The sequence below is a fragment of the Nostoc sp. genome (genome assembly GCF_036917155.1).
Classification (GTDB): domain Bacteria; phylum Cyanobacteriota; class Cyanobacteriia; order Cyanobacteriales; family Nostocaceae; genus Nostoc.
In genome coordinates this window covers 1-12,133 of sequence record NZ_JBALDZ010000177.1, presented here as the reverse complement: position 1 = coordinate 12,133, position 12,133 = coordinate 1, and the positions used below count along the sequence as shown (strand labels likewise).

Below are 12,133 nucleotides of genomic sequence, written 5' to 3'. Positions count from 1 at the left end.
GGATGTTTGAATGGTTTATTCGACACACTACCTTTGATTTTGCCACTCTTAAAATGTACGGAGTTTTTTCAAAAATCAAATAGGATTCCTATAGTTAGGATATATGTTGATATTTATTATTCAGATGTTTATCTAAATATTTGATTAATTGTAACTTTGATTACAGAATATAGGTTTGATAAACGTCCTCTTACACAACTTTAGATTGTACTTTGAGCTTGAGTACTGTCCTAAATATAAACCAGGACTTAAAGGAACATTTGACTGATTAAATTTATCTTACCGTGAATAACTAAAAAAGAATGTGAATACGTGGATGATAACTTATCAAAAGGTAGTAGAAAGGACTATAAATTGGATACAGATTCAGCAAGTTTTTAAATGAAATAAAAAACAGGAATGAATCTTTAACCCTGTAACCTTTGCACATCAAGATATAGGATTAAGTTAGATGCCTGTTGAGATTTTCCGAGTAGCACGTATAACTACTGACTGAAAAAGGTGTCATTTTGCGTTTGTACTGGTTTGTATGTAGGGTAACTTGATGTGAAAGTTGATATCTTACACTTTATCCTTCAGTGAAAACTCTGTTACGCAGTGCTGATTGTAAAGGAAAGATGAATGAACTATTAACATCTTAACCAATACGAATAAATACAGTTTTCAAAAGTCCATATTTTTGTTTTAATGTACAAGAAAAAAGTTCTCTAAAATTTCAGGAAATTTACTGTGTACAAGCCAACATCATTCGTGTTTAGCGTGGTGTTACTAGGATGTTTTACCTTCACCATACCTTCAGTAGCTCAGGCTCAGGTATTAGTGGCACAAGCCAAAAACCTAGAGTTAAAGCAACTGCTAGAACAAGGACGGAGGCTAGTGGATGCCGGTGATTATGGTGGTGCGATCGCTGTTTATCAACAAGCAGCTAGTTTAGATCCCAAAAATGCTAAAATCCATTCAGGTATTGGGTATTTGTACGCTCAACAGGGAAATTACCAGGCAGCATTAACAGCTTATCGTCGGGCGATCGCAATCAACCCTAACAACAGTGATTTTTACTACGCTGTCGGCTACATCAAAGCGAATTTGGGCGACACACCAGGAGCAAAGGAAGGCTACCGTCGTGCCATACAGCTGAACCGTAACAACGTTAACGCCTATTTAGGATTGGCTGTGACGCAATCGCGTATGGGAGACTATAATGCAGCTACTTGGGCATACCAACAAGCCATCGATTTGGATAAAAACAACGCCCAGACTTATGAGTTGATGGGTTCGATGTATAAACAGCGACGACAAACCAAACAAGCGAACAGCTTGCTTCAGAAAGCCCGTGACTTGTATAAGCGCCGCAATGACTCAGGTGGCGTAGAAAGGGTAGAAGCCATGCTGCGGCAGTTAGGAGGATGAGGTTAATCTAACTGGCGTCCCGTTAATTCTACAAAAATATCTTCCAGGTTAGAGGGATGCACCATCATTCCGGTTTTATCGGGCTGTTCATTCAAGTAGATATTTGCTGCTTCCAAGGATGGGAAAACAGATATTCCCAACTACGAGCGCCATCACTTCCCACATCAGACACACCTAATTGTTTCATCACCAAACCTTCACCGTGAGCAGAACGCAGCTGTTGTAAAGTTCCCAAAGAAATCAGTTTACCGCTATCCATAATACCGATGCGTCCTGGCTTGGTAGAGCCAAAGGCATCGCACAAAAATTCGACCTCATCCAATGGGTCGTCAGTAGCATCGTCATCCCCTGTTTATTTAAATCCCGAATAATTTCCCAGAGGCGTCGCCTGGTTTGGGGGTCTAGTCCTACCGTTGGTTCATCCAAAAACAAAATTTGCGGTTGATGCGATAAAGCTCTCGCAATCCGCAACCGTCGTTTCATACCCCCGGGTTTTTACCAAATCATCACGTTTTTCTGCTAGTTCAACATACTCTAGCCATTGATTAATCAATTTTTGTCGCTGCGGGTGAGCAATACCACCCTCGAATTTACAGAGCTATAGGATTACTATTTGATTTTTGAACAAAATTAGGTACTGTAGTGGCGTGTCAAAGCTAAAATGTTGCAAAAAAATTGTCGGTTGGGTTGCGCGGAGCGCAACCCAACCTACGTCTAATGCACAATTTTTTTGCTTGCCACCCCACTACATATACTTAGATTTTTTCAGGAATCAAATCGGATTCCTATATTTACCCAAGACAGATACTTGTGTCCGTTTAGACACAACAAATAATTAAAGTCTCTCTTAGCTATGCCCAATTCCCATTGCCCCGTACCAAATTTTTAGGACAGATAAGCAGCGAATTTTTTCAGTCAAAATTTATGACTTCCACCGTTCCCTCTCAAACTCGAAAGCCACCCACTCAAGCAATAGGAGCCAAAATTTTTCACTGGTGTAACATCATTAGTCTATTTATCATGCTCACCAGTGGACTACAAATTTACAACGCCAACCCTGTTTTTGGTGGACGTGCAGGTTTGCACATTCCTCCGATATTTACATTAGGAGGTTGGTTGGCAGGAGGTAGACACTGGCATTTTGCCGCAATGTGGCTATTTTCGTTAAATCTGTTGTGGTATGGAATTTACGTTTTAATTACCCGACGCTGGCGACATCGGTTTTTAGGTGCTAATGACTTCAAAGCATTACAAAAAACTCAAAATTCCCAGCGTCTAATTTATGCTTGGCATCGTATTGCTTATACAGCAATTATTCCTATCTTGCTGCTGGCATTATTTACAGGAATAGGAATGTATAAACCTGCTCAATTTCCCTGGATTGTAGATATGTTTGGCAGTTGGCAAGCATTACGAATCGTTCACTTTGCCTCAGTGCCGATGGTTATCTTATTTGCAGTGATTCACTATCAATTAGGGCAGAAAGCTGGAGGAAGTCAACTAACAGAATCAATGTTTTATAAGAATCCGGTTTGATTCCTGAATTTACTTGCGTAGGAAGGGAACAGGGAATAGGGAACAGAACAGAAGCTAATAAATGTGTACCGAGTCTTGTTCAAAAATAAAATAGGAGTCCTATAGTAAACCAACTATGGTAATGGAGATAGAGAGATACAGGAAGCGGAGACTAATGACTAATGACCAATGACCATTAGACATCTGGTGAAAATGAATGTAGAGACGTAGCACTGCTACGTCTCTACAAGGACTCTGGATAACGCATATTTAATTTCTGGAGATGTCTAATGACCAATGACCAATGACCAATGACTCTTTTTTAAACAAAAATATGAACTTTTTTGATAAATTGAATCGTAATATCTTACAAAATCAAAGCTTACTCTTTGTAGGACTCGATCCAAATCCAGAGATGATCCCTGTGCGTTATGAATCTGAAGAACTCATCGCTGGTTTGGAGAAGTGGTTACAATTCATTATTGCGGAAACTGCTGATTTCGTTTGTGCCTATAAACCAACACTTGGCTTTTACGAAGCGTTAGGTATTCCTGGTTTAGAACTGCTGTACAAAACTTTAGCAGCTATTCCAGCCCACATCCCTGTTATTTTAGATGCAAAACACAGTGACTTAAATACTAGTACCATTTTTGCCCGAACTGTGTTTACAGAATGGCAAGTGGATGCAATCACTCTCAGTCCCTATACAGGACAAGATCATGTCGCACCTTTTTTGGTCTATCCTGACAAAGCGGTGTTTATTTTATGCTGTACTTCAAATCCAGGTGCAGAAGCTTTACAGCAATATCCTACAAACGAATCACCCCTTTATTTACAGGTGGTAAAAGAATCAAGAACCTGGGGAACTCAAGAACAATTGGGTTTGGAAGTGGGGACTACAAATCCTGAAGTTTTAGCACTTATTCGAGCAGTTGCGCTGGAACGAATTATTATGGCGCGTAGCATCTGGGCGGAGGGTCAAAATCTGAAGCAAATTTTAGAAGCAGGTTTGAATGCTAACGGTGATGGTTTGCTGATTCCTGTTCCTCAAGATATGTTGGGAAATACACAATTATCTGAAGAAGTACAGTCTTTACGCGCAGAAATTAATCAAATCAAAGCTGAAATTATTTATGAAAATTCCACATGTTCTGTGTGGTTTCCTGATGTTTGTTTGCTAAATAAGCACCCCCAACAGGATTTGATTTTACAACTTTATGATATTGACTGTATTATGTTTGGCAGCTTTGTCCAAGCCTCAGGAGCGATATTTCCTTATTACATCGACTTACGCAAAATTATTTCCAATCCCCAAGTTTTTAATCAAGTTCTCACAGCTTATGAGGATATTTTGAAAAATCTTAGTTTTGATAGGTTAGCAGGTATTCCTTACGGTTCTTTACCGACTGCGACTGGTTTAGCTTTGCGTCTTCATTGTCCAATGATTTTCCCTCGTAAAGAGGTGAAGGCACATGGAACTCGGAGAGTAATTGAGGGTAACTTTCATCCTGGTGAAACGGTTGTAGTGGTTGACGATATTCTCATCAGCGGCAAAAGCGTGATGGAAGGGGCAGGAAAGTTAAAATCAGCAGGATTAAAGGTTGATGATATTGTAGTATTTATCGACCATGAACAGGGGGTGAAAGATAGATTACAACAAAATGGTTATCGCAGTCATGCGGTTTTAACTATTTCAGAAATTACTAATACTTTGTATCAAGCAGGGCGAATAAATGAGGAGCAATTTTTAGCTTTTGCTGAAAGTTAGTAATTGGAATAATGGGGAGTAGGGAGTAGGGAGTAGAGAATGGGGGAAGATTTTCTTGTCTACTTACTCTTGAGCATATTTAATTACTCGGTTCAATCTGGTAACTAGAATAATTTTGATTTTTAAATTAATTATGAACATTTCACTGAATCAACTACTGAGATGGTTAATTTTTACGCTGCTATTTCCTTTAGTGTTTCTCAATGGTTGGCTAGCATTTTTACTGGTTAAAAATCTTCAACCTGTTGTCACAATTCTTGTCTTGGCTACTTTGCTTGCATTCATTTTAAACTATCCTGTTTCAATTCTCCAACATGGCGGAGTTAAACGCGGCTATGCAGTAGCGTTAGTTTTTATATTGGCATTAGTAATTGTTGTTGCTTTGGGTATAACTTTAGGTCCCATTGTTTTAGAGCAATTTAATGAAATGGTTAAAGTTTTTCCCCAATGGATTGATTCTAGCGAAGAAAAACTTCAGATTGTAAATGATTGGTTTTTTAGACACAAAATAAATGTGAATCTCAGTCAGCTATTAACACAGATAACTAACAAATTGCCCAATGAATTAGAGTTTATTTCCGATAAACTCTTAAGCATTATTATAGATACTATTGATAGTATTTCTGAATCATTAATCACAGTAGTGCTGACTTTTTACCTGTTGTTAGATGGTCCAAGAATTTGGCAGGGAATATTTAAGAAGTTACCGGGAAATTTTGCCCAGAAGGTAAGCCAGTCTATTCAGCAAAACTTCCAAAATTACTTGATTGGTCAGGTAACTTTAGCTTTGCTGATGGGTGTTTCAGTAACATTATTGTTTTTAGGTTTTCAAGTCCAGTTTGGTTTACTCTTTGGTTTGGCGGTTGGGGTTTTGAGCTTAATTCCCTTTGGTGATGTTGTCAGTTTGATTGTAATTACTTTCATAATAGCGACACACGACTTTTGGCTAGCAATAAAAGTTTTGGCGGTAGCTGTTGTCATTGATCAGTTAATCGATCAGGCGATCGCACCACGCTTGTTAGGTAAATTTACTGGACTTAGACCAATATGGGTATTAGTTGCTTTGCTTGTCGGCACGAATATTGGCGGAGTCTTGGGTTTACTAGTCGCGGTACCTATATCTGGTTTTATCAAAGATGTCGCAGATGGTTTTTCTACATCTGGTAATTCTGGTAAAGTGGGTGAGGGTGAAGCAGCATCAGAATTGTTGCCAGAGGAATCAATATTGTAATGAGTTGTGGATAAAAATTAAGATGCTATCTCTACTGCTAACGGTAAGTTGTAACGGTGTCATTAAGGATGGGGTGTAATTGTCAGAATAGTTATAACTCCTTGTTCAGATCCGTAATACCAGAAAACTCGAAAAGCAGCAGGTGTTTTGTTTTCTACATAGGCTTCAAAAATTTCTTCCCCATTGGGCCCTGATAAAGATTCATATTTGTGAGTATTCAAACTAGGGTGTCGTAGGTTTATTTCCATTAAACCCAGCGTTTTTAAAACTTTTTGGTACTTTTTAAAGTCAGTTTGTTGTAGTTCAGCTAGTGCTGTACTAGCCTCGGTTGAAAATATTATCTTAAAATTCACAAGAATTATATTTTGAGATCAGTATCGAGGGCTAGTGTCTTTGTGACATCTTTGTGTCGTAGAGAGATCCTATTCATCAATTTCTAGATCTGCATACTGGGTAAATGAGCCTAAGTCGTGAAGCTCACCAGAATTTGCCTGTTTTATACCAACCTCTAAGGAGGTACGAGCTATAGAATTCTGCCATATCCAAAGTTCTCTTTCTGGAATGTTCACAACTGGGTCTAGCAGAATTTGTCCTACCTCATTGATGAGGACTCGGTAGCTCTTTGCTTTGGCAACAGTACCCAAGGTTAATCGTCCTTTGTCATCAGTTTTAACAGCATCTTTAACTATGTGGAAGTTTTGATTTTCAATCATATTACTGCTATATCCTAAACTTATTATAAACATCTGTGGGTAGGTGGGCATTGCCCACTCAAAAGGAATTGCATAAAAAAACCCTAGCATTTATACTAGGGGTGAGAAATAATACTATTTCACTTAATGTTTGTCTGAGATGACCCTGTTTGTACCTCTGCTCTACGCAAGAGGCTAGAGTGTTTCTCAAAAGTTACAGCAAAAAGCGATCGCGTATAAAATTAGCCAGCACTTGCTAACAGTAACTCCCGTTTTTCTGATTTTTTAACTCTCACCTGAGAGTCGTCATCAACATCGATAAGGGCTGTGTCTCCATCTGTAATTTCACCAGACAGCATTGCTTCAGCCAGAGAATCTTCTAGGAGGCGCATAATTGCCCGGCGTAATGGTCTAGCACCGTAGCTGGGGTTGTAGCCTTCTTGTACCACAAGCTCTTTGAAGCGATCGCTAACTTCTAGGATAATTCCTCTTTCTGTCAAGCGGCTAGCAACATCGCGGAGCATAATTTCGGCGATTTGCTTAACTTCATTCTTGGAAAGCTGGGTGAAGACGATAATCTCATCAAGACGGTTGAGGAACTCAGGACGGAAGTAAGCTTTCAATTCCTCATTTACCAAGGTGCGGATGCGGTTATAACTAGCGTCGGCTTGAGTGTCGAAGTCAAAGCCTAAGCCGCTACCACCTTTTTCAATCACCTTGGAACCGATGTTAGAAGTCAAAATGATCAGCGTGTTCTTGAAATCCACTTTCCGACCTTTAGCATCGGTAAGATGACCGTCATCCAAGAGTTGCAGCAGCATATTGAATACATCAGGGTGCGCTTTTTCGATTTCGTCGAATAGCAACACTGAGTATGGTTTCCGCCGCACGGCTTCTGTAAGTTGTCCGCCTTCGTCGTATCCGACATAACCAGGAGGCGAACCAATTAGCTTGGCGACGGTGTGGCTTTCCATGTATTCGGACATATCTAGCCGAATCATCGAGTCTTCCGCGCCGAAGAAGTAGGCAGCTAATGCCTTCGCCAATTCTGTTTTACCGACTCCGGTGGGTCCAGAGAAGATAAAGCTAGCAATGGGACGATTGGGATTTTTTAAACCAACGCGGGCGCGACGGATACCGCGAGATACAGCCGTGACTGCTTGCTCTTGTCCAATGAGTCGCTGATGCAGAGTATCTTCTAGGTGTAGGAGCAACTCTGACTCAGATTCAGTCAGTTTGTTAACTGGTACGCCAGTCCAAGAGGCAACGATTTGGGCGATATCTTCTTCGTCAACTACAGTTGAGTTGACAGGTTGCTCGTTTTGTGCAAACGTTGCTTGCAGTTGTTCTGCGAGTTTCAACTCTTGGTCGCGTAGTTGTGTAGCTTTGTCAAAATCTTGGACTCTGACTGCTGCTTCTTTTTCTTTGGTAACGCCAGCGAGTTCACGCTTAAGTTCTTTATTGGGAGAACTTTGGGAGTTCCGCAGACGAACGCGAGAACCAGCTTCATCAATCAAGTCTATTGCCTTATCGGGCAAGAAGCGATCGCTAATATAGCGGTCTGATAATTCTGCTGCTGCAACCAGTGCTGCATCCAAAATTGTGACTTTGTGGTGTTGTTCATAAGCACCGCGCAAGCCGTAGAGAATTTGTACGGTTTCCTCTACTGAGGGTTCCCCGACCTTAATCGGTTGGAAACGACGCTCTAGGGCGGCATCACGCTCGATATGCTTCCGATACTCATCAAGGGTAGTTGCGCCGATGCACTGGAGTTCACCCCTTGCTAAGGCAGGTTTGAGGATGTTGGCTGCATCCAAGCCGCCTTCTGTACCACCAGCGCCAACCAAGGTGTGGATTTCATCAATTACCAGGATGATATTGCCGACAGTGCGGACTTCTTCTACGACTTTTTTGATGCGTTCTTCAAAATCGCCACGGAAGCGAGTTCCAGCTACCAATGACCCCATATCGAGGCTGATAACTTGCTTGTTCTGTAAGGTTTCGGGAACATCCTGGTTGATGATCCGTTGAGCTAGACCTTCTGCGATCGCAGTTTTGCCAACTCCTGGTTCTCCAATCAATACTGGGTTATTCTTAGTCCGGCGACCGAGAATTTGAATCGCCCGCTCAATTTCCTTTTGGCGACCAACTACGGGGTCGAGTCTGCCTTCTTGGGCTAATTTGGTCAAATTTCTGCCGTACTCTTCCATCGTTAGCGGTTGGGTGCGCTTTTGACTACCACTACCAGCGAAAGCTGGCGAATTTTCACCCAAACGGCGAACGATGGCACTGCGGACACTCTTGAAGTCAACCCCTAGATTTTGCAGTACTTTGGCGGCGACACCTTCACCAGCCTCAGTTAATCCTAAGAGTAAGTGTTCAGTGTTAATGTAATTCTGTCCTAGACTATGAGCTTCTTTAAACGATTGCTCGAAGAGGCTTTTCACCTTAGGAGTAAAAGGAATTTCTGGTGGTACAAAGCCAGAACCCCTACCAATAATTTTTTCCACCTCGCGACGTGCATCTTTGAGGGTAACGCCTAATTCGGCCAGCACTTTAGCAGCAACCCCAGTTCCTTCTCCCATCAAACCCAGGAGAATTTGTTCAGTTCCTACGAAATTGTGTCCCAGGCGACGTGCTTCCTCCTGAGCTAACATAATTACTCTAATGGCTTCGGAAGTGAAGTGTTCAAACATAATGGGTTATTGCTCCCTCGCTGCTTGGACTTTGGGTGAGATAAAATTCACCCTCATCTAAAGTTTTTTGTATTTTCTTAAGGACTAATGTAACTTTATTTAAAGTTAAGTGGCAGTGGTGAGAGCCGTAAGACATCAGGTGTACTTGCCGTCTAATGTGAGTTAGGAGTGATGAGTTAGGAGTTAGGAGTTAGGAGTGATGAGTTAGGAGTGATGATTAAGTAAGGAGTTATCAATTTTACACTTAGCTTTTAAGTGCAGAAGATTATTTTCTTTTGTCTTTTCTGCTCCTCTGCTCTGGGCTAAACTTAAAAACCAAGACTCAGTACTCTTAACTTTTAACTCCTAACTCCTAACTCCTAACTTATCATTCAGGACTGACAATGACTGAAGCAACGGCCGGTAAAGATCAACAACATCCACTTTATAACCGCGATCGCCCCCTTATTGATATATTACTCGCTCAAGAGGCAACAGACTATAACTTAGCAGAATTGGCTAGACTGCGAATGCGTTATCAAGGGTTTCCAGGGGCGAGAGACATCCAAAAAGACTTAGATAAAGTCTTGCAACAGTGGGGTTTGACCGAAGCCGAGCTTTTTGAGAAAACTCGTCAAATCCACGATTTGGGAGGAATTTACAAAAGTCGCGGTAAGAAAGATGAGCAGGATTGGAATTAGTTATGGGGCATGGGGCATTGGGCATGGGGCATGGGGCATTAGTTATTCCTTGCTATTTCTAACTCCAAACTCCAAACTCCAAACTCCAAACTCCAAACTCCAAACTCCAAACTCCAAACTCCAAACTCCAAACTCCTAACTCCAAACTCCAAACTCCAAACTCCAAACTCCTAACTCCTAACTCCTAACTCCTAACTCCTAACTCCTAACTCCTAACTCCTAACTCCTAACTCCTAACTCAGCACTCGCCACTGGAATGACGATCGCTAATTCTGTGCCTTTGCCTAACTCAGATGTCACCGTGAGTTGTCCATCATGTTTTTCTTCTATAATTTGCCGGGAAATTGTTAATCCTAAACCAGTGCCTTTACCTACTGGTTTGGTGGTAAATAAATAACCAAACAGTTTTTGCTTAACATTTTCAGACATTCCCTCACCATTGTCTTGCATTCGGATCGAGATGTGATACCGATCTTCAGACAAAGCGGTGGTAATTGTGAGGCGATTGGGATTGTCTTGAATTTGTTGGAAACTACGCCCTTTATTAGATTCTTCTAAGGCATCAATGGCGTTGGCGATGAGATTCATAAAAACTTGGTTGAGTTGCCCAGGAAAGCATTCTATTTGAGGTATTTGCCCGTAATCTTTGATTACTTCAATAGCAGGGCGATGCTCATTGGCTTTGATTCGGTGCTTGAGGATAAGTAATGTGCTTTCAATACCTTCATGAATATTAAAATGAACCTTGCGATCGCTATCTCCTCTAGAGAAGGTGCGAAGACTGGCGCTAATTCCCCGGATGCGATCGCTACCTTCTTTCATGGACGAGATAAGTTTGGGTAAATCTTCTTGGAGATAGTCTAAATCGATTGTGGCGATCGCTGACTCAATTTCGGCTCCCGGTTCGGGAAACCTTTGCTGATAAAGATTGATTAGTGCTAATAAGTCGTGAACGTAGTCCTGTGCAGGCTTTAAGTTGCCTGCAATAAAATTAATTGGGTTATTAATCTCGTGGGCAATGGCTGTAACGAGGTTGCCCAGTGCCGACATTTTTTCTTTTTGGATGAGATTGTATTGTGTCTCTTGCAGGTCTTGCAATGCTTGAGTTAATTGTGCTGTTTGTTTTTCTATGGTGATTAAATCACGATATGACCTTAAAGCTGCGATCGCAGTTGTAATTAACTTTTGGCGAGTTAATTCCACCTTCAACTTATAATCATTGATGTCATAGTTCAAAATCACTGATTCTTCGGGCGCATCTCCTGGTTGTCCTGTGCGTAAAATCACTCGGACAATCTGATTTTTCAACTCTTCCCGAATATACTTAACTACCCTTAACCCAGCATCATGAGTTTCCATTACCACATCTAATAAAATAAACGCGGTATCTGGGTGAACCGCAATCAGCTTTTTGGCTTCTATTCCCGAAAAAGCCGAGAGGAAAGTTAAAGGTTTCCCTTCATAGGTAAAACTTCTCAAAGCTAACTTAGTCGCTTGGTGAACTTCAGCATCATCATCCACAATGATCATTTTCCAGGTTTGTAATATCTCTTGTGCCTGAGATTCTGTCGCCACAAGAGTTAATTGAGTTTGATTGCTTATTTGCTCTTGTTCATCTTCAAACACGAAGACTTCATCACCTGGTGGTGAAAGGGAAATGTGGTTATTGTCAAGCATTTTCAACCAACTTTGTAAAAAATAACAATAAAAATGGTATTGCGTAACAAGGGATGAGCGAGATAAGTGAGATGGGGGAAATAACTGCTAATTGCTAATTGCTAATTGCTAATTGCTAATTGCTAATTGCTAATTGCTAACTCCAAACTCCAAACTCCAAACTCCAAACTCCAAACTCCAAACTCCAAACTCCAAACTCCAAACTCCTAACTCCTAACTCCAAACTCCTAACTCCTAACTCCAAACTCCAAACTCCAAACTCCAAACTCCAAACTCCTAACTCCAAACTCCTAACTCCAAACTCCTAACTCCAAACTCCTAACTCCTAACTCCTAACTCCTAACTCCTAACTCCAAACTCCTAACTCCAAACTCCTAACTCCTAACTCCTAACTCCTAACTCCTAACTCCTAACTCCTAACTCCTAACTCCTAACTCCTAACTCCTAACTCCTAACTCCTAACT

9 protein-coding genes and 1 pseudogene are annotated in these 12,133 nt (G+C 41.1%); 5 read left to right on the top strand and 5 right to left on the bottom strand.

The genetic code is table 11. The annotated features are described in order from the left end of the window. Nucleotides 1–729 precede the first annotated feature (729 nt). The gene (locus V7K67_RS23520) at nt 730–1,410 is read left to right on the top strand and encodes a tetratricopeptide repeat protein (protein WP_334730300.1); all 681 of its coding nucleotides are present in this window, start codon (nt 730–732) and stop codon (nt 1,408–1,410) included. 2 nt (nt 1,411–1,412) lie between these two features. Here V7K67_RS23520 and V7K67_RS23515 read toward each other — a convergent pair. After that, a pseudogene (locus tag V7K67_RS23515) lies at nt 1,413–1,987 on the bottom strand (ATP-binding cassette domain-containing protein); the annotation flags it as partial. A 347-nt stretch (nt 1,988–2,334) separates the two neighbouring features. On the opposite strand from V7K67_RS23515, the gene V7K67_RS23510 reads away from it, so the two are divergent. The 3 genes from V7K67_RS23510 to V7K67_RS23500 all read left to right on the top strand — a co-directional run bounded on the left by V7K67_RS23510 (nt 2,335) and on the right by V7K67_RS23500 (nt 5,924). Next, nucleotides 2,335–2,946: a cytochrome b/b6 domain-containing protein gene (locus V7K67_RS23510; protein WP_334730301.1), complete on the top strand. Its 612-nt coding sequence runs from the start codon at nt 2,335–2,337 to the stop codon at nt 2,944–2,946. Between the two features lie 313 nt (nt 2,947–3,259). Beyond that, nucleotides 3,260–4,693, top strand: coding sequence for a bifunctional orotidine-5'-phosphate decarboxylase/orotate phosphoribosyltransferase (locus tag V7K67_RS23505; RefSeq protein ID WP_334732813.1), 1,434 nt, complete (start codon nt 3,260–3,262; stop codon nt 4,691–4,693). A gap of 133 nt (nt 4,694–4,826) precedes the next feature. Then, entirely contained in the window at nt 4,827–5,924 is a 1,098-nt protein-coding gene (locus tag V7K67_RS23500; RefSeq protein WP_334732812.1) for an AI-2E family transporter, read from the top strand. Between the two features lie 62 nt (nt 5,925–5,986). Here V7K67_RS23500 and V7K67_RS23495 read toward each other — a convergent pair whose 3' ends face one another. The 3 genes from V7K67_RS23495 to V7K67_RS23485 form a co-directional block, all read right to left on the bottom strand. Beyond that, the gene (locus V7K67_RS23495; protein WP_334707927.1) at nt 5,987–6,277 is read right to left on the bottom strand and encodes a hypothetical protein; all 291 of its coding nucleotides are present in this window, start codon (nt 6,275–6,277) and stop codon (nt 5,987–5,989) included. 69 nt (nt 6,278–6,346) lie between these two features. Continuing rightward, nucleotides 6,347–6,637 carry a hypothetical protein gene (locus V7K67_RS23490; protein WP_334707926.1) on the bottom strand — a complete coding sequence of 97 codons (291 nt, stop codon included), beginning with the start codon at nt 6,635–6,637 and terminating at the stop codon, nt 6,347–6,349. Between the two features lie 221 nt (nt 6,638–6,858). Then, a complete protein-coding gene (locus V7K67_RS23485) occupies nt 6,859–9,312 on the bottom strand; it encodes an ATP-dependent Clp protease ATP-binding subunit (protein ID WP_334732811.1) in 2,454 nt (817 codons plus the stop codon). Between the two features lie 383 nt (nt 9,313–9,695). Between V7K67_RS23485 and V7K67_RS23480 the strand changes: the two genes are divergently transcribed. Continuing rightward, a complete protein-coding gene (locus V7K67_RS23480) occupies nt 9,696–9,992 on the top strand; it encodes a DUF3288 family protein (protein WP_094353136.1) in 297 nt (98 codons plus the stop codon). A 219-nt stretch (nt 9,993–10,211) separates the two neighbouring features. Here the strand turns inward: V7K67_RS23480 and V7K67_RS23475 are convergent, their stop codons facing one another. After that, on the bottom strand, nt 10,212–11,669 hold the full coding sequence (locus V7K67_RS23475) for a hybrid sensor histidine kinase/response regulator (protein ID WP_335168631.1): 1,458 nt from the start codon (nt 11,667–11,669) through the stop codon (nt 10,212–10,214). Between the last annotated feature and the right edge of the window lie 464 nt (nt 11,670–12,133).